This is a genomic window from Streptomyces sp. LMG1-1-1.1 (genome assembly GCF_040815545.1).
Taxonomy (GTDB): Bacteria; Actinomycetota; Actinomycetes; order Streptomycetales; family Streptomycetaceae; genus Streptomyces.
In genome coordinates, this window is the sequence record NZ_JBFPNH010000015.1 from 99,411 (window position 1) to 122,735 (window position 23,325).

The window sequence follows — 23,325 nt, forward strand, 5'->3', positions numbered from 1 at the left end:
ATCGCGTCAGCCGTGCCACGACCTCCACAGCGCCGCGTACGTGCCGTCCGCCGCGACCAGTTCGTCGTGGCTGCCGAGTTCGCTGATGCGGCCCGCCTCGACGACCGCGATGAGATCGGCGTCGTGGGCGGTGTGCAGGCGGTGGGCGATGGCGACGACCGTGCGCCCGTCGAGGACGCGGCCGAGGGAGCGCTCCAGGTGCCGGGCGGCGCGGGGGTCGAGGAGCGAGGTCGCCTCGTCAAGGACCAGGGTGTGCGGATCCGCGAGGACGAGCCGGGCGAGGGCGATCTGCTGGGCCTGGGCCGGGCTCAGGGCATGGCCGCCCGAACCGACCTCGGTGTCCAGGCCCTCGCCGAGCCCGCGCGCCCAGGCCTCCGCGTCGACCGCGGTCAGGGCGGCCCACAGCTCGGTGTCGTCGGCACCCGACCTGGCGAGCAGGAGGTTGTCCCGGAGCGAGCCGACGAACACGTGGTGCTCCTGGTTGACCAGGGCCACGTGCTCGCGGACCCGCTCGGCGGGCATCCGCGCCAGCTCGGCGGCGCCGAGGGTCACGGAACCGGTGCGCGGGGCGTAGACGCCGGCGAGCAGCCGGCCGAGTGTGGACTTCCCCGCGCCGGACGGGCCGACCAGGGCGAGCCGGGTGCCGGGCGCCACCTTCAGCGACACCTCGTGCAGCACGTCGACGCCCTCCCGGTACCCGAAGCGGACCTCGTCGGCCCGGACGGCCCGGCCGTCGGGCCGTACGTCGCGGTCGCCCGCGGCCGGCTCGATGTCCCGGACGCCGACCAGCCGCGCCAGCGACACCTGCGCGACCTGGAGCTCGTCGTACCAGCGCAGCACGATGCCGATCGGGTCCACCAGCATCTGCGAGAGGAGCGCGCCCGTCGTCAGCTGGCCCACGTCGATCCAGCCCTGGAGCACGAACACCCCGCCGAGCAGCAGCACCGCGCACAGCACCGTCATGTGGGTGAGGTTGACGACGGGGAAGAGCACCGAGCGGAGGAAGAGGGTGTACCGCTCCCAGGCCACCCACTCGGAGATGCGCCGGTCCGACAGGGCGATCCGGCGTGTGCCCAGGCGGTGCGCCTCGACCGTGCGGCCCGCGTCGACCGTCTCGGCCAGCGCGGCGGCGACCGCCGCGTACCCCGCGGACTCCGAGCGGTAGGCGGCGGGCGCCCGCTTGAAGTACCAGCGGCCGCCGACGATCAGCAGCGGCGCGGCGAGCAGCGCGGCGAGCGCCAGCGGCGGCGACGTGACCGCGAGGCCGCCGAGCAGCAGCCCCGCCCACACGACACCGATCGCCAGCTGGGGCACGGCCTCCCGCATCGCGTTGGAGAGCCGGTCGACGTCCGTGGTGATGCGGGAGAGCAGATCGCCGGTCCCGGCCCGCTCCAGCACGCCGGGCGGCAACCCGACCGCGCGGACGAGGAAGTCCTCGCGGAGGTCGGCGAGCATCTCCTCGCCGAGCATCGCCCCGCGCAGCCGGACGAGCCGCACGAAGACGGTCTGGACGAGCAGCGCGACCGCGAACAGCGCGACCGTACGCTCCAGATGCAGCTCCCGCGCCCCGTCCGCGAGACCGTCCACCACCCCGCCGAGCAGGTAGGGGCCCGCCATAGAGGCGATCACGGCGACCGTGTTCACCCCGATGAGCAGCGCGAACGCCCGGCGGTGCCGCCTCAGCAGCTCGCGGACGTAGCCGCGGACGGTCGCGGTGGCGGCGACGGGCAGCGTCGTCGCCGTCGTCGGGGCCGCCGGGTCGTACTCCGGCGGCGCCAGGCCGATCATGCCGATTCCCCTTCCAGTGCTTCGAGTTCGCCGACACGGCCGACGGCCGCCGCGAGCTCCTCGTCGGTCTCGCGGGTGACCACCGAGCGGTAGCGGGCCTCCCCGGCGAGCAGTTCGCGGTGGGTGCCGACCGCGACGGCCTGGCCCTCGTGGACCAGGACGACCCGGTCGGCGCGGTCCAGGAGCAGCGGCGAGGAGGCGAGGACCACGGTGGTCCTGGCCTTCCGCAGCTCCCTGACGCCCTCGGCGACCCGCGACTCGGTGTGCGCGTCGACCGCCGAGGTGGGCTCGTCGAGGACGAGTACCTCGGGGTCGGCGACCAGGGACCGGGCGAGGGCGAGCCGCTGGCGCTGGCCACCGGAGAGCGACCGGCCCCGCTCGGTGATGCGGGTGCGCATCGGGTCGCCGCCGGTGTCCACGGAAGCCTGCGCCAGCGCGTCCAGGACGTCGTCGCAGTGCGCGGCGGCCAGCGCGTCCACGGCGCCGACCGCACCCGATGAGGGCACGTCGAGCAGCTCGCTCAGGGTGCCCGAGAGCAGTACCGGGTCCTTGTCCTGCACGAGGACGGCCGTACGGGCCGCATCGAGGGTCAGCTCGTCGAGCGGTACCCCGCCGAGGAGCACCGAGGTGTGGTCGGGGCCCGGTTCGGCGGGGTGGCCGCCGAGCCGGTCCGCGAGCCGTCCGGCGACGTCCGGGTCGCCGCAGACGACGGCGGTGAACCGGCCGGCCGGGGCGAGCAGCCCGGTCAGCGGGTCGTACAGGTCGCCGGTCGCCCGGCGTCCCCCGTCCCCGTCGGCGGCTGCCGTGGTCGTCGTGGTGCGGGACAGCGCGAGGACCCGGGCCGCCCGCTTCGCGGACGGGCGGGAGAAGGAGTACGCCATGGCGATCTCCTCGAAGTTGCGCAGCGGGTGGTAGGTGAGCGCGACGGCGCTGTACACCGTGACCAGTTCGCCGACCGTGATCCGCCCGTCGAGCGCGAGCCGGGCCCCGTACGCGACCACGACGATGAGCAGGACGCCGGGCAGCACGACCTGGATGGCGGCGATCAGCGCCCACATCCGCGCGCTGTGCACGGCGGCCTTGCGGACCTCCTGGGAGGCGGCGCGGTAGCGGCCGAGGAACAGGTCCTCGCCGCCGATGCCGCGCAGCACGCGCAGTCCGGCGACGGTGTCGGAGGCGAGCTCGGTGGCCTTGCCCGCCTTCTCGCGCTGGACGTCCGCCCGGCGGGTCGCGCGGGGGAGGAGCGGCAGCACCGCGAGGGCCAGGACGGGGACGCCGACGGCCACCACGACGCCCAGGGCGGGCTGGTAGACGGTGAGGCCCACGCAGATGACCACGAGGGCGACGGCTCCGGCGGCGAACCGGGAGAGCGCCTCCACGAACCAGCCGATCTTCTCGACGTCGCCGGTGGAGACCGCGACGACCTCGCCCGCGGCGACCCGCCGGGTCAGCACGGAGCCGAGCTCGGCGGTCTTGCGGGAGAGCAGCTGCTGGACCCGGGCGGCCGCCGTGATCCAGTTGGTGACGGCGGTGCGGTGGAGCATGACGTCACCGGAGGCGATGGCGGCACCGAGGACGACGAGCAGTCCGCCGGCGAGCGCGAGGCGCCCGCCGTCGCGTTCGACGACCGCCTGCACGGCGATGCCGATGCCGAGTGGGAGGCCGGCGATGCCCAGGTGGTGCAGCAGCCCCCAGAGCAGGGACTTCACCTGCCCGCCGAGTTGCTGACGGCCGAGCCAGACGAGGAACCGGGCGCCCGAGCGGATGTCGGGGACCCCTGGGTCGGAGTACGGAAGGTCTCGAATCTGCATGGCGTCCCAGGGTCTCCGGGTGTGTCTGGGGAACCGCGCGCCAGGGTTGGGTGACGGCGGTGCGGGCGGGGGAAACCGTGCAAGGTTCGCTTTTTCGCCGGAGCGCGGCAATCGATTTTCCCCATGAGGGAACAGATCGCGCCATGTCCGCTCATCGTCCTCTGGACCGTGCCGCGGTGGCCGCGCTTCACTCCTGCCCCATGAGATCACTCAAGATCATGAGCATGATCAGCGGCCTGATCCTGGCCGCCGGAGCCCTGCTCGCCGCCCAGCCGGCCGCCGCCGACGGCCCGAACGGCCCGACGCCCCCGACCGAGTTCACCACCGACTGGCACGACCCGGTCACCGCCGCCCCGCCCGTCGCGACTCCGGGAACCCGCAGCTGCGAGGTCACCCTCGCCGCCGCGCAGTTCCGCGACTTCACCCCCTACCAGGGCAGTTACACCCCGCCGAAGGAGTGCGGCACCCGCTGGAACAAGATCGTCCTGCGCCTCGAAGGACACGTGAAGGGCCGCCAGTACGACCGGCTCGGCTACCTCACCGTCGGCGGCGTGGAGATCCTCCGCACGTCCACCCCCCAGCCCTCGCCCGACGGCATCGCCTGGTCGGTCGAGAAGGACGTCACCCGCTACCGCGACACCCTCGCCCGCCCGCAGCCGGTCGAGATGCTCATCGGCAATGTCGTGAACGAGACCTACACCGGCGTCCTCGACGTCCGCGTCACCCTCACCTTCCACACCGCCGAAGGCCGGGTGAAACCCGCCGCCGGTACCCCCGACCGGGTGATCCCCCTCACCGGCTCCACCCTCACCACCCCGCGCAACACCGAACGCCTCCTCGCCGAGGTGTACGCCACCGGCTCGGGCGGCGGCTGCGAGGAGTACTGGTACCTCTCCGCCCCCGACGCCGCCCCGTACTCCTGCCGGGCGAGCGACGGCCCGCACCGCGAGGTCCGCGTCGCCGTGGACGGCAGGCTCGCCGGCATCGCCGCGCCCTTCCCCACGGTCTGGACCGGCGGCTGGTCCAACCCGTTCCTCTGGTACGTCACCCCCGCGCCCCGCGCCTTCGACGTCCAGCCGATCGTCTACGACCTGACCCCCTTCGCCGCCCTCCTCAACGACGGCCGCGCCCACCGCGTGGAGGTCACGGTCGCCGGTGTCCCGGCCGGCCTGGCGGGCTGGTCCACCCCCACCAACGTGCTGCTCTGGCAGGACGAGGGCAGCCGGGTCGTCACCGGCGGCCTCGACCGCCACGAGGAGGGGGACCCGCGCAACACGTCCGTGTACACGGCGGGTTCCGAGGGCACGACCCCGCACCGGCTCGACACGGACGCCGCGCACCGGCTGACCGTCGCCGGCCACCTGAACACCTCGCACGGCCGCGTCGACACCACCGTCGTCCGCGCCGTCGCCCACACCTCCGTCCACCGGTGGGGCGAGGGGGAGAACCCGGACGCCTACACCGCCCGCTGGACCGACGACGAGACCGTGACCAGCGGAAAGGCCGTCACCAGCGTCCGCCGCGCCTCCACCATGGACGGCGAGACGACGGTCGGCGCGGGCGACCGGCTCCGGACGGTCCTCACGCTCGGGGACCGCGCCGACACCCTCGTCGTACGCGACGGGCGTCGCCTGTCCTGGTCGCGCCTCGACGACGCGTACACCGGGGACGCCACGTACACCTCCGGCGTCCCGCGCGACCAGCGGCACGCGGTCGGCACCACGACCGAGCGCTACCGGCTGTACGGCTCCGACGGCTGCTACGACCGGAGCCTGACGACCGTTCAGGGCACGCTCACGGAGGACCTGCGCCGCTGCTGAACCGGCGACGGCGCACGGCCCCCGTCCGTGGGGGCCGTGCGCCCGTCGCTCAGACCGGCCTGACCGAGTCCACGCCCGAACGGGCCTTGGTCCACTCGCCGCGGGTGAAGTCCGGGATCTCCTGCGGCGCGCCCTTGGCCTTGATCGAGGCGTGGCTCAGCGGCACCGGAGCGGTCCAGGTGGCGGCGTCGTACACGTCGAAGTCCGGGACGAGTCCGAGCCGCACGCACTGCATCAGCCGGTAGACCATGATGTAGTCCATGCCGCCGTGGCCGCCGGGCGGGTTGGCGTGGTCCTTCCAGAGCCAGTGGTCGAACTCGGCCGCGTAGGCCGAGAAGTCGCCCCACTGGTCGTCCTTGTGGTCGGGCTCCAGGTAGATCCGGGCCGGATAGTCCTCGAAGACGCCCCGCGTGCCGCCCAGGCTGTTGACCCTGCTGTACGGGTGCGGGGTGGAGACGTCGTGCTCCAGCCGGATCACCCGGCCCTTGGCCGTCTGGACCAGACTGATCGTCCGGTCGCTCTGGATGTACGTCTCCTTCCAGCTCGGGTCGCCGGGTGGCATGTGCTCCGCGCGGTACTCGGCGAGGCCGAGCGCCGGGGTGCCGAAACTGCTGATGCTCACCGCCCGGTCGCCCCGGTTGACGTCCATGTAGTTGGCGACGGGCCCGAAGCCGTGGTTGGGGTAGAGGTCGCCGCGCAGCCGGGTGTGCCACCGTCGGCGCCAGGGCCCCTCGTAGTACGTCGGGGAGAACATCAGGGCCCGCAGGTCGTGGTTGTAGGCGCCGGCCCCGTGCAGCAGGTCGCCGAACCTGCCGGCGTGCGCCATCCGCAGGACCCGCATCTCGTTCCGCCCGTAGCAGCAGTTCTCCAGCTGCATGCAGTGCCGGCGGGTCTGCTCCGACAGGTCGACGAGCGACCACAGTTCGTCGAGCCGCATCGCGACCGGACACTCCACGCCGACGTGCTTGCCGTTCAGCATCGCCGCCCGGGCGATGGCGTAGTGGCTGTCCCACGGGGTGGCCACATGGACGAAGTCGACGTCGGTGCGGGCGCAGAGGTTCTCGTAGTCCTCCTCGCCGTTGGTGTAGACGGCCGGGGCGGGCTGGCCCGCGGCGACGACCTTCGCGGTGGCCCGCTCGGCCTTCTCGCGCACCGGGTCGCAGACGGCGACCACCCGCACCCAGGGGAGGGCGAGGTAGAGGCCGATCATGGCGTTGCCCCGGTTGCCGAGGCCGACGAGCCCGACGCGGACCGTGGAACGGCGCTCGAAGGGGACCCCGGCCATGGTGGCGGCGGCGCGGCGGCGCGGTTCGGCCGCGGCGGCGGGGGGAACGGTGGTCGCGGCCGGGGCGGAGACGGTGGACGCGACGGCGGTCTGGGCGCCCGCGGCGGTGATGCCGATGCCCGCGCCGGCCGCCGCGGTGGTCCGGAGCACCTTGCGGCGGCTGGGGGTGGGCGGTGACTGCTCGTTCATGGAACCTCCCGGAGCTGTGTGCACGGCTGTTTCATGAATCCCGCACAGGACCCTGGCCCCGGTGGCCGATGGTGCGCAAGGGCGCCGATAGGACTCTTGCGACGGGTAGTCGGACCTTACTGTTCCGGATATCGCACCGGGCCGGAGCGACCGGCGATCATCACCCGAACATACGAAGGACCCCTCACCGGCCGGGGTGAGGGGTCCTTCGACCGGCCGTGGCGGCCGGTGCGTGACGGTGGGTCAGGGGCGCGTCGCGTGTTCGAGCGCCAGCAGCACGGAGTGGTAGCTCCGGCCCGTCGCCCGGTCCATCCCGATCTCGCACATGCGGTTGGCCGAGAGGTGCGCGTCGAACGGGCGGGCCGTGACCTCGGCCGCCTCGCGGGCCGTCGCCGACGCCGTCAACTCCGGATGCAGCATGCCCCGGTCACCCGCGAAGGCGCAGCAGCCCGCGTCGGCGGGAACCACGACCTCCTCCGCGCAGGCCCCGGCGACCGCCGTCAGCCGGTCCTCGTCGCCCAGGTGCCGCATCGAGCACGTCGGATGGACCACGGCGGAGCCGACCCGGCGGCGCACGTCGAGCCGGGGGAGCAGCTCGTCCGCCGCCCACACCAGCGAGTCCACCACCGTCAGCTCGGCGTGCAGCTCCCGGTTGTCGTCCGTGAGGTACGGCACCACCTCGTGCGCGATGCCGAGGGTGCACGAGGAGGCGTCCACCACGAGCGGCAGCTTCCCGCCGGCCGTCCACCCCCAGGCCGCCTCGACGATCCGGTTCGCCATCACCTCGTTGCCCCGCTCGTACCCCTTGGAGTGCCAGATCGTGGCGCAGCACGTACCGGCGACGTCGTCCGGGATCCACACCGGCTTCCCGGCCCGCGCCGACACCGCGACGACGGCCTCGGGCAGCGACGGGCCGGTGTGCCCGTCGGGGCCGGCGAAGACGCGGTTCACACAGGCCGGGTAGTAGACGGCGACGGCCGCCGGCCGGTGCGTGCGGGGCAGCCGCCGGGCCGCCGCGCCGGGGATCTCCGGCAGCCACTCCGGGACGAGGTCGGGGCGCACCACGCGCCGCGCCAGGCCCGTCGCCGACTCCAGGACCCGGTCGCCGATCCGGTCCGCCGCGGCGAGCGCGAGCCGGGCGGAGGCCTCCACCGCTCGGAAGTTCCTCGCGGCCAGGGCGGCGATCCGCTCCTCGCGCGCCGAGTGCCGCTCGTGCCGGAACTCCTTCATCAGCGCGCCGGTGTCGATCCCGACCGGACAGGCCAGCTTGCAGGTGGAGTCGCCGGCGCAGGTGTCGACGGCGTCGTAGCCGTACGACTCCAGGAGGCGCGCCTCGACGGGGGAGCCGTCGGCCTGGCGCATCATCTCGCGGCGCAGCACGATCCGCTGGCGCGGAGTGGTCGTCAGGTCGCCGCTGGGGCAGGTCGGTTCGCAGAAGCCGCACTCGATGCAGGGGTCGGCGATCCGCTCCACGGTCGGGATCGACTTCAGGCCGCGCAGATGGGCCTGCGGGTCCCGGTCCAGCACGATCCGCGGGGCGAGCACCCCGTCGGGGTCGACGGCCTCCTTGACCCGCCACATCAGATCCGTCGCGCGCGTGCCCCACTCCAGCTCCAGGAAGGGCGCGATGTTGCGGCCGGTGGCGTGCTCGGCCTTCAGCGAGCCGTCGAAGCGCTCCACGGTCAGCTTGCAGAACTCGTCCATGAAGGCCGCGTACCGCTCGACGTCGGACGGGTCGGCGGGGTCGAAGGCGAGCAGGAAGTGGAGGTTGCCGTGGGCGGCGTGACCGGCGACGGCCGCGTCGAAGCCGTGTCGGGACTGGAGGTCGAGCAGTGCGGCGCAGGCCTCCGCCAGGCGGTCCGGCGGCACCGCGAAGTCCTCGGTGATCAGCGTCGTACCGGAGGGGCGCGAGCCGCCGACCGCCGTCACGAACGCCTTGCGTGCCTTCCAGTACCCGGAGATCCGCTTCGGGTCCCTGGTGAACGCGTTCTCCACGGACGGGACCGGCGCGACCAGGCCGAGCCCGGTGAGGACGGCCCCGGCCGCCCGCTCGTACGCGTCGAGGGCCGCCGCGTCCGGGGCCCGGAACTCGACCAGGAGCGCCGCCGTCTCCTTCGGCAGGTCCGCCCAGTCGGCGGGCACGCCCGCGACGCGCACCGAGGCCCGCAGGGTGTTGCCGTCCATCAGCTCGACCGCGAGCGCCCCCGCCTCGTTGAACAGCGGCACGGCCGCGGCGGCGGCCGGCAGCGAGGGGAAGAAGAGCAGCCCGGTGGAGACCTCGCGGTCCAGCGGCAGGGTGTCGAAGACGACCTCGGAGATGAAGCCGAAGGTGCCTTCGGAGCCGACCATGAGGCCCCGCAGGATCTCCGCGGGCGTGGCGCCGTCGAGGAAGGCGTCGAGCCGGTAGCCGTTGGTGTTCTTGATCGCGTGCTTGGCCCGGATCCGGGCGGTGAGCTCGGCGTCGGCCTCGATCTCGGCCTTCAGCGCGAGCAGCTCCGCGCACAGCCTCGGCTCGGCGTGCGCGAGCTCCTCGTCGGCGTCCGGGGCGCCGGTGTCCACGACGGTGCCGCTCGGCAGCACGAAGGTGAGGGAGGAGACGGTCCGGTACGAGTTCCGGGTCGTCCCGGCCGTCATGCCCGACGCGTTGTTGGCGACGACCCCGCCGATCGTGCACGCGACCGCGCTGGCCGGATCGGGCCCGAGCACCCGCCCGTACGGGGCGAGCGCGACATTGGCCCGGACGACCGTGGTGCCGGGCCGGATGCGGGCGCGGGCGCCGTCGTCCAGGACCTCGACGCCCACCCAGTGGCGGCGGACGTCGACGAGGATGTCCTCGCCCTGCGCCTGGCCGTTGAGGCTCGTCCCTGCGGCCCGGAACACGACCTCGCGGCCCTTGCCGTGCGCGTACGAAAGCACCGTGGAGATGTCGTCGATGTCCTCGGCGACGATGACGACCTGCGGCACGAAGCGGTACGGGCTCGCGTCCGAGGCGTACCGCACCAGGTCGGAGATCTTCGACAGGACCTTGTCCGGGCCGAGGAGCTCGGTCAGCTCCTCGCGCAGCGCCCGGGGCGTGCCCCGAGCCTGGAGTTCCGGCACCCGGTCCGGTGCCGGAGTCCGCTTCGTCCTGGAACGGAGGGCCTGCGGGCTCGGCTCAAGGAGTGGCATGGCACGGCTCCCCTTCGGCGCGTCCCCGGGCCGGGTGGATCAGCAGCCGCTCTCCGGGCCGCGGTCGACCAGGGCGGACAGCAGACCTCCGAGCACCTCGCGCTGTTCGACGGTCAATGGAGCAAGGATGTCCTCTGCCGCCGCCCGGCGCGCGCTGCGCAGCTCCCGCAGCGTGGCGCGTCCCGCGTCGGTGAGCTCGATCCGTATCACCCGGCGGTTGTTCGGATCGGGCACCCGGCGCACCCGGTCGCCCGCCTCAAGACCGTCGACGAGACTGGTCACGGCCCTGGGGACGACTTCGAGGCGGGCGGCGAGGTCGGCCATCCGGGGCGGCTCGCCGAAGTGCGCGACCGTGCGCAGGAGCCTGGACTGGGCGGGGGTGATGCCGACCGGTTCCAGGTGGTGCTTCTGGATGCGGTGCAGACGGCGGGTGAGCCGCAGCAGCTGCTCGGCGAGGAGCCCGTCGGCGTCGGGCGTGCCCGGTCCGCCGTCCGGCCCGTCGCTCGTGCGGTCGGGCGCGCCCGTACGGTCGGAGATGGTCATGCGGGAACAATATCAGGACCACGTTCATTGTGAGTATAGGTAACAATGAGCTATGCTCTGCTGGAATCATCGATCCTCCGAAGGAGCCCATGCGCCCCCACGACCAGTCCGACTGGACGCCACCGTCCCGTGACTCCACCCGGCCGAAGGAGCCCGCCCAGCTGCGGCGCATCCTGCGGCTGTTCCGTCCCTACCGCGCGCGCCTCGCGCTCGTCGGCCTCCTGGTCGGCGCCGCCTCGCTCGTCTCGGTCGCCTCGCCGTTCCTGCTGAAGGAGGTCCTGGACACCGCGATCCCGCAGGGCCGCACCGGGCTGCTCAGCCTGCTCGCCCTCGGCATGATCGCCACCGCCGTGCTGAACGGCGTGTTCGGCGTCCTCCAGACCCTCATCTCCACCACGGTCGGCCAGCGCGTCATGCACGACCTGCGCACCGGGGTGTACGAGCAGCTCCAGCGGATGCCGCTCGCCTTCTTCACCCGCACCCGCACGGGCGAGGTCCAGTCCCGCATCGCCAACGACATCGGCGGCATGCAGGCGACCGTGACCTCGACGGCGACCTCGCTCGTCTCCAACCTCACCGCCGTCGTCGCGACCGTGGTCGCCATGCTCGCCCTCGACTGGCGCCTCACCCTCGTCTCGCTGCTCCTGCTGCCCGTCTTCGTCTGGATCAGCCGCCGCGTCGGCCGCGAGCGCAAGCAGATCACCACCCAGCGCCAGAAGCAGATGGCCGCCATGGCCGCCACCGTCACCGAGTCCCTCTCGGTCAGCGGCATCCTGCTCGGCCGCACCATGGGCCGAGCCGACTCCCTCACGAAGTCCTTCGCCGCGGAGTCCGAGCGCCTCGTCGACCTCGAAGTGCGCTCCTCCATGGCCGGACGCTGGCGGATGTCCACCATCAGCATCGTCATGGCCGCCATGCCCGCCCTGATCTACTGGGCCGCCGGCATCGCGCTCGGCCCGGGCGGCGCCACGATCTCGCTCGGCACGCTCGTCGCCTTCGTCACGCTCCAGCAGGGCCTCTTCCGGCCCGCCGTGAGCCTGCTGTCGACCGGCGTCCAGATGCAGACCTCCCTCGCGCTCTTCCAGCGCATCTTCGAGTACCTCGACCTGCCCGTCGACATAGACGAGCCCGCCGAGCCGGTCCCGCTCCCGCAGGTCCGCGGCGAGGTCTCCTTCGAGAAGGTCGAGTTCCGCTACGACCCCGAGGCGACGGGCCGCCCGACCCTCGACGCCATCGACCTGACCGTCCCCGCCGGCGGCAGTCTGGCCGTCGTGGGCCCCACCGGCTCCGGCAAGTCCACCCTCAGCTACCTCGTGCCCCGCCTGTACGACGTGACCGGCGGCCGGGTCACCCTCGACGGCGTCGACGTGCGCGACCTGGACTTCGACACGCTCGCCCGCGCGGTCGGCGTGGTCTCCCAGGAGACGTACCTCTTCCACGCCTCCGTCGCCGACAACCTGCGCTTCGCCAAGCCGGACGCCACCGGCGAGGAGATAGAGGCCGCCGCGCGCGCCGCCCAGATCCACGACCACATCGCCTCCCTCCCCGACGGATACGACACCCTCGTCGGCGAGCGCGGCTACCGCTTCTCCGGCGGCGAGAAGCAGCGCCTGGCCATCGCCCGCACCATCCTGCGCGACCCGCCCGTGCTCATCCTCGACGAGGCGACCAGCGCCCTCGACACCCGGACGGAGCACGCGGTCCAGCGAGCGATCGACTCCCTGTCCGAGGGCCGCACCACCATCACCATCGCGCACCGCCTCTCCACCGTCCGCGACGCCGACCAGATCGTCGTCCTGGAGGACGGCAGGATCGCCGAGCGCGGCACGCACGAGGAGCTGCTCGCCCTGGACGGAAGGTACGCGGCCCTGCTCCGCAGGGACGCCCGCACCGAACAGGCGAACGTGGGAGCGGTTGTTCCCCAGAACGTGTGATCGTGCCGGGAATCGTTGCCCAACTCCCGTACGGCATCGGATGATTACGGAGTGCGAGCGACGTGCTGCAGACCGCGACCGCACCGTCCCACTGAAGAACCTGTACGAGGAGAAGCACCACCATGAACGTCATCACCAACCTGCTCGCCGGCGTCCTCCACTTCCTGGGCTGGCTCGTCTGACGATCGCAGTGCCCGGCGCCGCCGGTTCCCCGTCCCAGGGAACCGGCGGCGCCGCCGCGTGCGCGGGTTCCCGGGATTCCCGTACGGGCCGGGTTAGCGTGCGGCCATGACCTATCGGTCGCCATCCCCGTACGCACCCCCGCGCCGTCCCCGCCGCGCGCTGGGCCCCCGCCGTCCCTCGCTGCCCCGGCCTCCCCGACGCACCCGCGGCCCGCGGCTCACCCGGCGCGGCCGCCTCGCGCTGCTGCTCGGAGCCCTGCTCACCGTGGCCGCCGTGATCTCCGTCCCGCTGCTGCTCACCCCCGACGAACCGGCCGTCGAACAGCCCCGCATGCTGCTCGTCCCCGAGGGCTGGCGGGCCGGCCAGGTGTACACCGCCGTCGACCGGGCCCTCGGTCTGCCCGCGGGAACGGCGCGGAAGACCGCGACCGCGCGCGCCACCGCCCTGCCGCTGCCCGCCGAGGCCGGCGGCAACCCCGAGGGCTACCTCTTCCCCGCGACCTATCCGGTGCTCGCCGCCACCTCGCCCGAAGGGCTGCTGCGCTTCATGGTGGACACCGCCGGCAAGCGTTTCGGGGCCGCGAGGGTCGCCGAAGGGGCGCGGGCGCACGGGCTGAGCGTCCACCAGGCGGTGATCGCGGCCAGCATCGTCCAGGCCGAGGCCGACAACCCGGAGGACATGGCCAAGGTCGCCCGGGTCGTGCACAACCGCCTCGCCCGGGGCATGGCCCTCCAGATGGATTCGACCCTCAACTACGCGCTGGGCCGCACCACCGTGGACACGACGTACGAGGACACGAAGAGCACGAGCCCGTACAACACCTACGAGCGCAAGGGCCTCCCGCCGACGCCCATCGGCAACCCGGGGGACCAGGCACTGGACGCCGTGCTCCGCCCCGCGGACGGCGACTGGCTCTACTTCGTCACGGTCGCCCCCGGCGACACCCGTTTCACCGCCGACTACGAAGCCCACCGGGCGAACGTGGCCGAGTTCAACGCCAACCGGAGCGCGGCCCACCCGTGACACACCCGGCCCACGCCCACCCGGCCCACGCCTGACCCCGTGCCACGCCCGACCCATCGCGCCACGCCTGCCCCCGTGTCCCGCCCGACCCATCGCCACGCCTGACCCCGCGCCACGCCCGACGCCATGTCGGTGCCTTCCCGAGCCTCGCCCGCGCCACGGCCCGGCTCACCCCTGGTCTCAGCCGGCGGTGACGCCGGTCCGCTCGCGGGTGAGGAGGCGGCGGATGTCGGAGACGGCCGCGCGGCCGGCCCGGTTGGCGCCGATCGTCGAGGCCGACGGGCCGTAGCCGACGAGGTGGACGCGTTCGTCCCGTACCGCGCGCGTCCCCTCGACCCGGATGCCGCCGCCGGGTTCCCGCAGCCGCAGCGGGGTCAGATGGTCGATCGCCGCCCGGAAGCCGGTCGCCCAGAGGATCACGTCCACGTCGGCGGTCCGGCCGTCGTCCCAGGCCACCCCGGTCGGGGTGACGCGGTCGAACATCGGCAGGCGGTCGAGGATCCCGCGCTCGCGTGCCGCGCGGATCGCGTCGTTCAGGGGCAGCCCGGTGACCGAGACGACGCTGCGCGGGGGGAGCCCGCGCCGTACGCGTTCCTCGACGAGCGCGACGGCGGCCCGCCCCTCGGCCTCCCCGAAGGGCCCCTCGCGGTAGACGGGCTCGCGCCGGGTCACCCAGAACGTCTCGGCGGCGACCTCGGCGATCTCCATCAGGTGCTGCGTTCCGGAGGCGCCGCCGCCGACGACGAGCACCCGCTTCCCCGCGAACTCCTCGGGGCCCGGGTAGCCGGCGGTGTGCAGCTGGCGCCCCCGGAACGTCTCCTGGCCCGGATAGCGCGGCCAGAACGGGCGGTCCCAGGTGCCGGTGGCGTTGATCAGGGCGCGGGTCGCGTACACCCCCTCCGAGGTCTCCACCCGCAGCCGCCCGTCCTCGCCCTCCCGGACGGCGTGGACCCCGACGGGCCGGTGGACCCGCAGGTCGAACGTGCGCTCGTAGGTGTCGAAGTACGCGCCGATCACCTCCGATGAAGGCCGCGCGGGATCGGCGCCGGTCAGCTCCATGCCGGGCAGCGCGTGCATTCCGTGGACCTTGCCGTACGTGAGGGAGGGCCACCGGAACTGCCAGGCGCCGCCGGCGCGCGGGGCGTGGTCGAGGACGACGAAGTCCCGGTCCGGCTCCAGGCCGGCGCGCCGGAGGTGGAAGGCGGCCGAGAGGCCGGCCTGTCCGGCGCCGATGACGACGACGTCCACCGTGCGGGCCGCCGCGACCCGTTCCCCGGCTCCGGCCTCTTCGACCTCGAAATCGTTCACGCTTCTACCAACCGGTGCCGAGGCGCGGATCTTCCCGCACCCCGGCCACCCCGCACCCCGCCCTCCGCGCCCGCGCCCACCCCGCGCCCCGCCCCCGCAGGCAGCAGTCCGCCCACGGCTACCCCGCAGGCAGCAGTCCGCGCGCGGCGAGCTCGGGTCGCACGCCCTCGCCGAACCAGTACGCCTCCTCCAGGTGCGGGTAGCCGGAGAGCACGAAGTGCTCCACGCCCAGGTCGTGGTACTCCTCGATCCGGTCCGCGACGTCGGCGTGGCTGCCGACGAGCGCCGTCCCCGCCCCGCCCCGCACCAGGCCGACCCCCGCCCACAGGTTCGGCGCGATCTCCAGCTTGTCCCGGTCGAGCGAGCCGCCGCGGTGCAGGGCAAGCATCCGCCGCTGGCCGACGGACTCGGTGCGGCCGAGGGCCTCCTGCGCGGCGGCGACCGTCCCGGTGTCGAGGTCGGAGAGCAGCCGGTCGGCCGTCGCCCACGCCTCGCGCGCCGAGTCGCGCGAGATCGTGTGGATGCGGATCCCGAACCGGACCGTCCGGCCGCGCTCCTCCGCGAGCCCCCGGATCCAGTCGATCTTCTCCTTGACCTGCCACGGCGGCTCACCCCAACTGAGGTAGACGTCCGCGTGCTCCGCCGCCACCGGCCCGGCCGCCGCGGACGAGCCGCCGAAGAAGATCTCCGGCAGCGGGTCCGGCGGCAGGGCCGTCAGCCCGCCGTCGATCCGGAAGTGCTCGCCCTCGAAGTCGAACGGCCGGCCGCCCCAGACGCCCCGCACCACCGCGAGGAACTCGGCCGTGCGCGCGTACCGCCGGTCGTGGTCCAGGTGATCGCCGAACCGTCGCTGCTCGGCCGCGTCCCCGCCGGTCACCACGTTGAGCAGCAGCCGGCCGCGGGTGATCCGCTGGTACGTGGACGCCATCTGCGCCGCGAGGACCGGGGAGATCACCCCAGGCCGGAACGCCACCAGGAACTTGAGCCGCTCCGTGTGCTGGGCGAGGGCCACCGTCGTCAGCCACGCGTCCTCGCACCACGTCCCGGTCGGTGTCAGCACCGCCTCGAAGCCCAGCCGCTCGGCGGCCTTCGCGATCTGGACCAGGTAGTCGACGTCCGGCGCGCGCACGCCGGACACGCTCCCGTTCCGGGTGATCCCCCCGTCCGTATAGGCGTGCCGGTCGACGAGGGTCCGGCCGTCGCCGCCGGTCGGCAGGAACCAGTGCAGGTGAACGGTCATCAGGAGGCCTTTCCGTGGACGTGCCGCGGCCACCGGGGCCGAGGACCACGCGAGGGTGCGCCTCGGCGCCCGCGGGCACGGAGGGGTCACGCGCGCACGGGGACGGGGCGAGAGGAGGGTGGTGAGGGTGAGGGGGCGTCAGCGTCCGCGGCGACACGCGGCGGAAGCCACCCGGAGCAGGTCGATGTGACCGCGCGAGGTGAGCAGGGCTGAACGCGACATGGCGCGAACGTAGCCGCCGCCCCCCGCCGGGTCAACGGCCGTCTCGAAGCCCGGACCCGCGAGCCCCTCCGGATCCACGGGACACGCCTAAGCTGCGATCCGGCACGGAACCCGACCCAGGAGCGCACCACATGATCGACCGCGAGCGCCAGTACCCCTATCCCGACGCCCTGGGACCGGAGGAGTCGCCCACACCGCACGAGCTGCTCGCCCCCGTGACCGGCCTGCTCGGGACATGGGTCGGACGCGGCAGGGGCGAGTACCCGACGCTCGCCGAGGAGTTCGCGTACGAGCAGGAGGTCACGTTCAGCCACGACGGGCGGCCCTTCCTCCACTACGAGGCGCGCGCCTGGCTGGTCGACGGGGACGGGACCCCGCTGCGCCCGGCGGCGCGGGAGAGCGGCTGGTGGCGGATGAAGCCGGACGGCGGCGTGGAGGCGCTGATCACCCAGCCGACCGGCATCGCGGAGATCATGGTCGGCCGGGCGGAGGGCGGCGCGGTCGACCTCGCCACGCATACGGTCGCCCTCGCTCCTACGGCGAAGGACGTCGAGGCCACCCGTCGCCGCTATACGCTCGCGGACGACGGCACGCTCGACTTCGTCCACGACCTCGCCGCGGTCGGGCAGCCGTTGCGCCACCACCTTTCGGCACAGCTGCGACGTGAGGACGGGAAGTAGCACATGGGAGAAGAGACCGACGTCGACCCGTACCTGTGGTTGGAGGACGTGTCCGGCGAGGCCGCGCTCGCGTGGGTGGCCGAGCGGAACGCCGAGACGGCCGAGGCGCTCGCCGCCGACCCCGGCTTCGACCCGCTGAAGAAGCGGCTGCGGGAGGTGCTCGACGCCTCGGACCGCATCCCGTACACCGTCCGCCGCGGCCCGCACCTCTACAACTTCTGGCGGGACGCCGAGCACGTGCGGGGCCTGTGGCGGCGCACGACGCTGGAGCAGTACCGCAAGGACGCCCCCGAGTGGGACGTCCTCCTCGACCTCGACGCGCTCGCCGACGCCGAGGGCGAGAAGTGGGTGTGGGACGGGGCGCGGGTGCGCCGCCCCGACCACGACCTGGCGCTGATCCGGCTGTCGCGGGACGGCGGGGACGCCGTCGTGGTCCGCGAATTCGACCTCGCCACCCGCACGTTCGTCGCGGACGGGTTCCGGGTGCCGGAGGGGAAGACGCGGATCGGGTGGATCGACGCCGACACCGTCTTCGTCGGCACGGACACCGGCGCCGGCTCGCTCACCGACTCCGGCTATCCGCGCCAGGTCCGCAGATGGCGGCGCGGCACCCCGGTGGCCGAGGCCGAGCTCGTCTTCGAGGCCGGGCAGGACGACGTGTCGGCCTGGGGGCAGCACGACAGCACGCCGGGCTTCGAGCGGGACTTCGTCGGACGCTCGCTGGACTTCTTCCGCAGCGAGACGCACCTGCTCCGGCCGGACGGCACCCTCGTCCGGATCGACGTACCGGACGACGCACTCGTCTACGCGCACCGCAGGCACCTGATCGTCACCCTGAAGTCCGACTGGCTGGGGCAGCCGACGGGCTCCCTGCTCGCCTTCGACTTCGACGCCTTCCTGGCCGGCGACCGCACCCACGAGGCGCTGTTCACCCCCGACGGGCGGACGGCCCTGGCCGGGCACGCCTGGACCCGCGGCCATCTGATCCTGGAGACGCTGCGGGACGTCAGCACCCGCATCGAGGTGCTCACCCCCGCCCCCGACGGCGGATGGACCCGTGAACCGCTCGTCGGGGTCCCCGAGCTGTCCGCCGTCAGCGTGGTGGACACCGACCCGGACGTCTCCGACGAGTACTTCCTGGACGTCTCCGGTTTCCTCCAGTCGTCCTCCCTGTACCGCGGGCGGATCGGCGGCGACTCCGAGACGCTCAAGCAGGCCCCGGACCGCTTCGACACCGCCGGCCTCTCCGTGGCGCAGCACTTCGCGACCTCACGGGACGGCACCCGCGTGCCGTACTTCGTCATCGGCCCCGACCACGCCGCCACCGGCCCAGGGCCCACGCTGCTCTACGGCTACGGCGGCTTCGAGGTGTCCCTCACCCCCTACTACGGCGGGGTGACCGGCCGGGCGTGGCTGGAACAGGGCGGCACCTACGTCATCGCGAACATCCGCGGCGGCGGCGAGTACGGGCCGGACTGGCACCAGGCCGCGCTCCGCGCCGAGCGGCCGCGGGCCTTCGAGGACTTCGCGGCCGTCGCCGAGGACCTCGTCGCCCGGGGCATCACCACACCGGGCGCGCTCGGCGCGGCGGGAGGCAGCAACGGCGGCCTGCTGATGGGCGCGATGCTCACCCGCTACCCGGAGCTGTTCGGCGCGATCGTCGCCCAGGTGCCGCTGCTCGACATGACCCGCTTCCACAAGCTCCTCGCGGGCGCGTCCTGGATCGCCGAGTACGGCGACCCGGACGACGAGGCCGACCTGCCGCACCTGCTCGAACTCTCGCCGTACCACGGGCTCGTGGCCGACCGGCCGTACCCGCCGGTCCTCCTCATGACCTCGACCCGCGACGACCGCGTCCATCCCGGCCACGCCCGGAAGACGGCGGCGCGGCTGAGGGAGCTCGGCCATCCGGTGCTCTTCCACGAGAACACCGGCGGCGGCCACGCGGGCGCGGGCGACAACGAGCAGGCCGCCCACAACAGCGCCCTGATGTACACCTTCCTGCGGCGGCACCTCACCTGACGCGGCGGCTGTGACCCGGGCTCCGGGTCACAGCCAGCCGGAGCGCTGGGCCTGGAGCGCCAGCTGGAACCGGTTCGTCGCGCCGAGCCTGGCCATCAGGACCTGGATGCGGCGGAAGAGCGTACGGCGGCTGACGCCGAGCTCGCGGGCGATGACCTCGTCGGCCGCGCCGCCCGCGAGCAGGCGCAGCAGGCGGCGGTCCGCCGGCAGGAGCCCGGCGGGCCGGGTGGTGCGGCCGTGGAAGGGCAGCGCGCTCTGCCAGGCCTGCTCGAAAAGGGCCACGAGCGCGGAGAGCAGCCCGCACGGCTGGACCACCAGCATGGTGTTGTGGACGTCCGACTCCTTGATCGACAGGGACACCATCGCGTACGCCTCGTCGATGATCACGAGCTTCACCGGAACCGACGGCAGGACCCTGGCCTGCTCCCCGGCCTCGATGCACGGCTCGATCGCCGCCTCCAGGTTTCCCGGGACCTCCAGGGACTCACGCGAGTACACGACCCGCTGCGTCACCCCCCGGGCGAGCGTCGCCAGCGCGTCCTCGGTGGCGCCCGGCAGCGGGAAGTACGGCGGCGAGTCCAGCTGCCGGATCTGCTCGCGCGCGCTCGTCCACGCCTGACGCATCCGGAGCCCCACGGCGTCCCCGGTGACGATCTCCACGAGGTGGTCGCCGTGCGAGGCGAGCCGCTGCCGCCGGAACGTCTCGAACGCCCCGCCGACGGTGATCCGGGACTCGTCGAGCTCGGCCGCCCGGTGCCGGCCGAGGATCTCCAGACCGGCGGCCGGCGGCACCGGCGCCACCACCTCGGTCCCCTCCTCGGCGGCGCTCGCCAGACCGGCGTCGACCAGCTCCCGGTACGCCGCCGCGAGCCCCGCGCCCGTCAGACCGGCTGCTGACCCGATGGCGCCGAGCGGCGCGGGACCGAGTTCGAGGAGCTTCAGATAGACCCGGCCGGCCTCGTCACCGATCCCCAGCAGCCGGAGCGCCTCACTGAGCTTCGCGTTCGCCATGGACCGCATTATCGTCCCCCACCACCCCCGATGTGGCCGATCAGTGCCACTGGCGGTCCTGGGCACCCGGCGGCCGCGCGGCGCAGTACCGTCCGGATGCCACCGACCACCGGTGGCCTGAGAACTCACCCGGAAGAAGGTGCAGGACGTGGCGAAGGGTCGCAAGAACGGCCTCTACAACGGCGTCTCCGAGGAGCTTTCCGCCCTCATGAGGACCGGCTGGGCGGACACCGAGCGGCACGATCTCGAAGCCGACGAGCAGGCCCCGCACGCGGCCCGCCGCCGCGCGGAGCTCTCCGCCCGCTTCCCCGGCGAGCGCCTGGTGATCCCGTCGGGCAACCTCAAGACCCGCTCCAACGACGACACGTACCCCTTCCGCGCGTACTCCGGCTACGTGCACATGACGGGTGACCAGGCCCGCGACTGCGCCCTCGTCCTCGAACCCCGCGCCGACGGCGGCCACGACGCCTACTGCTACCAGCTGCCCCGCGACAGCCGGGACAGCGACGAGTTCTGGATGGGCTACACGGCGGAGCTGTGGATGGGCCGCCGCCGCACCCTCGCCGAGTCCGAGGTCGTCCTCGGCGTCGCCTGCCGCGACGTCCGCTCCCTCGCCGAGGACCTGGCCGCCGGCGCGGGCGTGCCCACCCGGATCGTCCGGGGCGTCGACGCCGCCCTCGAAGCCGCCGTCACCACCGACGAGGAGCGCGACACCGAACTGGACGGCACGCTCAGCGAACTCCGGCTCGTCAAGGACGCGTGGGAGATCGGCGAGATGCGCAAGGCCGTCGACTCCACCGTCCGCGGCTTCACCGACTGCGTCGGCGAGCTGTCCCGGGCGGTCGCCTCGTCCGAGCGGTGGATCGAGGGCACGTTCTTCCGCCGGGCCCGTCTGGAGGGCAACCACGTCGGATACGGCTCGATCTGTGCCGCCGGCGAGCACGCCACGATCATGCACTGGACCGACAACGACGGCCCGGTGCGCCCCGGCGAGCTGCTCCTGCTCGACGCCGGCGTGGAGACCCACTCCCTCTACACCGCCGACGTCACCCGCACCCTCCCCATCAGCGGCACCTTCAGCCCCGTGCAGCGCCAGGTGTACGACGCGGTGTACGAGGCCCAGGAAGCCGGCATGGCCGCGGTGAAGCCCGGCGCCCCGTACCGCGCCTTCCACGAGGCCTCCCAGCGCCACCTGGCCGCCCGACTGGTCGAGTGGGGCTTCATCGAGGGCCCCGTCGACCGCGCCTACGAGCTCGGCCTCCAGCGCCGCTTCACCATGGCGGGCACCGGCCACATGCTCGGCCTCGACGTCCACGACTGCGCGCAGGCCCGCACCGAGGAGTACGTCGGCGGCGCCCTCGAACCGGGCATGGTCCTCACCGTCGAGCCCGGCCTGTACTTCCAGCCGGACGACCTGACCGTGCCCGAGGAGTGGCGCGGCATCGGCGTCCGGATCGAGGACGACCTCCTGGTCACCGACGACGGCCACGAGAACCTGTCGGCGGGCCTGCCGCGGTCCTCGGACGACGTCGAGGCGTGGATGGCCCGGTTCGCCGGCTGACGCCCCGGAGGACGTCCACGGGTTTCGCCCGCGCGGAACCCGGCGTTGTCCCCGCGTTCAGGTCGCCGCCTCCTCCGGCGGCGACCTTCGACCGGCGGAACAGCGGTGGAGCGGCAGGAGGACCCGTGAGACGTGCGGCCGTGGGCGTGGTCGCGGCGCTCGTCGTGACCGCGGCGGCGCTGCTCGCCGCGGCCCGCACCGGACCATCCGGACGGGGGGAACCGGCGCCGGGCCGTGCGGGGCCCGGCGCCGGCTGTACGTCGTCCGTCCCGTACGCCTCCGGCACGGGCGGCTACGCGGGCTACCGCATCCCGGCCGTCGTGCGGACCCGGGCCGGCACCGTGCTCGCGTTCGCCGAGGGCCGGGTCGGCGGCGGCGGGGACAGCGGCGCCATCGACATCGTGGTGCGGCGGTCCGAGGACGGCGGGTGCACCTGGGGGCCGCAGTCGGTCGCCGCCGACGGCGCCGGCGACACCCGCGGCAACCCCGCGCCGGTCGTCGACCCGCGCTCCGGCGACGTGGTCCTCGTCAGCTCGTACAACGGCGGGGAGGCCACGGAAGCGCGGATCCTGAGCGGAGGGGGCCCCGCCGCGCGGGGCCGCCGGGTCTTCGTCCAGCGCAGCTCCGACGACGGCCGGACCTTCTCCGCGCCGCGAGAGATCACGGCGTCCGTGAAGCGACCCGGGTGGCGGTGGTACGCCACCGGCCCCGGCCACGCCCTCGCCCTGACCCGGGGCCCGCACGCCGGCCGCCTCGTCGTCCCCGCGAACCACTCCGCGCCGCCGGCCCCGGGCTCAGGGGACACCGGCCGCGAGCCCCGCCACTACGGGGCGCACGCCCTCCTCAGCGACGACGGCGGGCGGACCTGGCGCCTGGGTTTCGTCGACGACACCTACGACGGTCTCGTCAACACGAACGAGTCCGCCGTCGCCGAACTCCCCGACGGAAGCCTCTACTTCAGCTCGCGCGACCAGCTCGGCACCGACCCGGGCAACCGGGCCGACGCCGTGTCGGACGACGGCGGCGCCACCCTCGCGCGCCCCTTCGCGCCCCAGCGCAGCCTGGACGGCGTCCCCGTGGTGCAGGGCAGCCTGCTGTACGTCGGCGGGGCGGACGGCACCCTGCTCTTCTCGGCCCCCTCGGTACCGACCGACCGCGCGGACCCGGCCCTGTGGAGCAGTACGGACGGCGGCCGGACGTTCCGCCGGGCGCTCGTCCTCTCCCGGCGGAAGGCCGCCTACTCGGACCTGGTGCGCCTGGACGGGGGAACGGTCGGGCTCCTCCACGAGACCGGGACCGCGAGCCCCTACGAGACCGTCGAGTTCCGGCGGATCCCGATCGGCGCGAGCGGGATGCCGATCGGCGCGGCCGGGATGCCGATCGGCGCGAGCGGGATGCCGGAGAGCGAGCGCTAGTTCGGGATTCGGGTGTGCGGGCGGGGCCGAAAGGGTGGCGAGTTCACCGATTCAGGTGATTGCGGTCAAGGCGAAACGTCCCTTCATTGCGGGGCGCGGCCACCCTCGACGTGACACATGGA

The 23,325-nt window shown here is 73.7% G+C and carries 15 protein-coding genes and 1 pseudogene; 7 read left to right on the forward strand and 9 right to left on the reverse strand.

Annotated elements, in window-relative coordinates; all coding sequences use genetic code 11:
- Nucleotides 1-6: 6 nt before the first annotated feature.
- Both MRBLMG1_RS06975 and MRBLMG1_RS06980 read right to left on the reverse strand, forming a co-directional pair.
- A complete protein-coding gene (locus tag MRBLMG1_RS06975) occupies nucleotides 7-1,788 on the reverse strand; it encodes an ABC transporter ATP-binding protein (protein WP_367821790.1) in 1,782 nt (593 codons plus the stop codon).
- Entirely contained in the window at nucleotides 1,785-3,599 is a 1,815-nt protein-coding gene (locus MRBLMG1_RS06980) for an ABC transporter transmembrane domain-containing protein (protein ID WP_367821792.1), read from the reverse strand. Before MRBLMG1_RS06980 ends, MRBLMG1_RS06975 begins: the two co-directional genes overlap by 4 nt.
- A 200-nt stretch (nucleotides 3,600-3,799) precedes the next feature.
- Here MRBLMG1_RS06980 and MRBLMG1_RS06985 point away from each other — a divergent pair, with 200 nt between their 5' ends.
- Nucleotides 3,800-5,419 carry a peptide-N4-asparagine amidase gene (locus tag MRBLMG1_RS06985; RefSeq protein WP_367821794.1) on the forward strand — a complete coding sequence of 540 codons (1,620 nt, stop codon included), beginning with the start codon at nucleotides 3,800-3,802 and terminating at the stop codon, nucleotides 5,417-5,419.
- A 49-nt stretch (nucleotides 5,420-5,468) separates the two neighbouring features.
- Here MRBLMG1_RS06985 and MRBLMG1_RS06990 read toward each other — a convergent pair whose 3' ends face one another.
- The 3 genes from MRBLMG1_RS06990 to MRBLMG1_RS07000 all read right to left on the reverse strand — a co-directional run bounded on the left by MRBLMG1_RS06990 (nucleotide 5,469) and on the right by MRBLMG1_RS07000 (nucleotide 10,604).
- A complete protein-coding gene (locus MRBLMG1_RS06990; RefSeq protein WP_367821796.1) occupies nucleotides 5,469-6,893 on the reverse strand; it encodes a Gfo/Idh/MocA family protein in 1,425 nt (474 codons plus the stop codon).
- 243 nt (nucleotides 6,894-7,136) lie between these two features.
- Nucleotides 7,137-10,061: an FAD-binding and (Fe-S)-binding domain-containing protein gene (locus MRBLMG1_RS06995; protein ID WP_367821798.1), complete on the reverse strand. Its 2,925-nt coding sequence runs from the start codon at nucleotides 10,059-10,061 to the stop codon at nucleotides 7,137-7,139.
- A 39-nt stretch (nucleotides 10,062-10,100) separates the two neighbouring features.
- Nucleotides 10,101-10,604, reverse strand: coding sequence for a MarR family winged helix-turn-helix transcriptional regulator (locus MRBLMG1_RS07000; RefSeq protein ID WP_367821800.1), 504 nt, complete (start codon nucleotides 10,602-10,604; stop codon nucleotides 10,101-10,103).
- A gap of 89 nt (nucleotides 10,605-10,693) precedes the next feature.
- Here MRBLMG1_RS07000 and MRBLMG1_RS07005 point away from each other — a divergent pair, with 89 nt between their 5' ends.
- Complete coding sequence (locus MRBLMG1_RS07005) at nucleotides 10,694-12,538, forward strand: ABC transporter ATP-binding protein (RefSeq protein ID WP_367821802.1); 1,845 nt, start codon at nucleotides 10,694-10,696, stop codon at nucleotides 12,536-12,538.
- Between the two features lie 288 nt (nucleotides 12,539-12,826).
- Complete coding sequence (gene mltG, locus MRBLMG1_RS07010; protein WP_414721501.1) at nucleotides 12,827-13,744, forward strand: endolytic transglycosylase MltG; 918 nt, start codon at nucleotides 12,827-12,829, stop codon at nucleotides 13,742-13,744.
- A gap of 180 nt (nucleotides 13,745-13,924) precedes the next feature.
- On the opposite strand, the gene MRBLMG1_RS07015 is transcribed toward mltG, so the two are convergent.
- The 3 genes and pseudogenes from MRBLMG1_RS07015 to MRBLMG1_RS07025 all read right to left on the reverse strand — a co-directional run bounded on the left by MRBLMG1_RS07015 (nucleotide 13,925) and on the right by MRBLMG1_RS07025 (nucleotide 16,514).
- Nucleotides 13,925-15,052 (reverse strand): NAD(P)-binding domain-containing protein, encoded by a 1,128-nt coding sequence (locus tag MRBLMG1_RS07015; RefSeq protein ID WP_367821804.1) that lies wholly within the window; start codon nucleotides 15,050-15,052, stop codon nucleotides 13,925-13,927.
- A pseudogene (locus tag MRBLMG1_RS07020) lies at nucleotides 15,049-16,292 on the reverse strand (LLM class flavin-dependent oxidoreductase). Before MRBLMG1_RS07020 ends, MRBLMG1_RS07015 begins: the two are co-directional and overlap by 4 nt.
- Before the next feature lie 138 nt (nucleotides 16,293-16,430).
- The gene (locus MRBLMG1_RS07025) at nucleotides 16,431-16,514 is read right to left on the reverse strand and encodes a putative leader peptide (protein WP_367821903.1); all 84 of its coding nucleotides are present in this window, start codon (nucleotides 16,512-16,514) and stop codon (nucleotides 16,431-16,433) included.
- Between the two features lie 131 nt (nucleotides 16,515-16,645).
- Between MRBLMG1_RS07025 and MRBLMG1_RS07030 the strand changes: the two genes are divergently transcribed.
- Both MRBLMG1_RS07030 and MRBLMG1_RS07035 read left to right on the forward strand, forming a co-directional pair.
- Nucleotides 16,646-17,194 carry an FABP family protein gene (locus tag MRBLMG1_RS07030; RefSeq protein ID WP_367821807.1) on the forward strand — a complete coding sequence of 183 codons (549 nt, stop codon included), beginning with the start codon at nucleotides 16,646-16,648 and terminating at the stop codon, nucleotides 17,192-17,194.
- Between the two features lie 3 nt (nucleotides 17,195-17,197).
- Nucleotides 17,198-19,216, forward strand: a complete 2,019-nt coding sequence (locus tag MRBLMG1_RS07035; RefSeq protein ID WP_367821808.1) for a prolyl oligopeptidase family serine peptidase — start codon at nucleotides 17,198-17,200, stop codon at nucleotides 19,214-19,216.
- Nucleotides 19,217-19,243: 27 nt separating this feature from the next.
- Here the strand turns inward: MRBLMG1_RS07035 and MRBLMG1_RS07040 are convergent, their stop codons facing one another.
- Nucleotides 19,244-20,227: a LuxR C-terminal-related transcriptional regulator gene (locus tag MRBLMG1_RS07040; protein WP_367821809.1), complete on the reverse strand. Its 984-nt coding sequence runs from the start codon at nucleotides 20,225-20,227 to the stop codon at nucleotides 19,244-19,246.
- 148 nt (nucleotides 20,228-20,375) lie between these two features.
- Here MRBLMG1_RS07040 and MRBLMG1_RS07045 point away from each other — a divergent pair, with 148 nt between their 5' ends.
- Both MRBLMG1_RS07045 and MRBLMG1_RS07050 read left to right on the forward strand, forming a co-directional pair.
- Complete coding sequence (locus MRBLMG1_RS07045; protein WP_367821810.1) at nucleotides 20,376-21,788, forward strand: aminopeptidase P family protein; 1,413 nt, start codon at nucleotides 20,376-20,378, stop codon at nucleotides 21,786-21,788.
- A 125-nt stretch (nucleotides 21,789-21,913) separates the two neighbouring features.
- A complete protein-coding gene (locus tag MRBLMG1_RS07050) occupies nucleotides 21,914-23,203 on the forward strand; it encodes a sialidase family protein (RefSeq protein WP_367821812.1) in 1,290 nt (429 codons plus the stop codon).
- Nucleotides 23,204-23,325: the final 122 nt, after the last annotated feature.

What these genes read in the sequence shown, in the direction of transcription:
- MRBLMG1_RS06985 (WP_367821794.1), top strand. Translation starts at nt 3,800, where the DNA reads ATGAGATCACTCAAGATCATGAGCATGATCAGCGGCCTGATCCTGGCC.
- MRBLMG1_RS07005 (WP_367821802.1), top strand. Translation starts at nt 10,694, where the DNA reads ATGCGCCCCCACGACCAGTCCGACTGGACGCCACCGTCCCGTGACTCC.
- MRBLMG1_RS06980 (WP_367821792.1), bottom strand. Translation starts at nt 3,599, where the DNA reads ATGCAGATTCGAGACCTTCCGTACTCCGACCCAGGGGTCCCCGACATC.
- MRBLMG1_RS06990 (WP_367821796.1), bottom strand. Translation starts at nt 6,893, where the DNA reads ATGAACGAGCAGTCACCGCCCACCCCCAGCCGCCGCAAGGTGCTCCGG.
- MRBLMG1_RS07000 (WP_367821800.1), bottom strand. Translation starts at nt 10,604, where the DNA reads ATGACCATCTCCGACCGTACGGGCGCGCCCGACCGCACGAGCGACGGG.
- MRBLMG1_RS07035 (WP_367821808.1), top strand. Translation starts at nt 17,198, where the DNA reads ATGGGAGAAGAGACCGACGTCGACCCGTACCTGTGGTTGGAGGACGTG.
- mltG (WP_414721501.1), top strand. Translation starts at nt 12,827, where the DNA reads ATGACCTATCGGTCGCCATCCCCGTACGCACCCCCGCGCCGTCCCCGC.
- MRBLMG1_RS06995 (WP_367821798.1), bottom strand. Translation starts at nt 10,061, where the DNA reads ATGCCACTCCTTGAGCCGAGCCCGCAGGCCCTCCGTTCCAGGACGAAG.
- MRBLMG1_RS07040 (WP_367821809.1), bottom strand. Translation starts at nt 20,227, where the DNA reads ATGGCGAACGCGAAGCTCAGTGAGGCGCTCCGGCTGCTGGGGATCGGT.
- MRBLMG1_RS06975 (WP_367821790.1), bottom strand. Translation starts at nt 1,788, where the DNA reads ATGATCGGCCTGGCGCCGCCGGAGTACGACCCGGCGGCCCCGACGACG.
- MRBLMG1_RS07025 (WP_367821903.1), bottom strand. Translation starts at nt 16,514, where the DNA reads ATGTCGCGTTCAGCCCTGCTCACCTCGCGCGGTCACATCGACCTGCTC.
- MRBLMG1_RS07030 (WP_367821807.1), top strand. Translation starts at nt 16,646, where the DNA reads ATGATCGACCGCGAGCGCCAGTACCCCTATCCCGACGCCCTGGGACCG.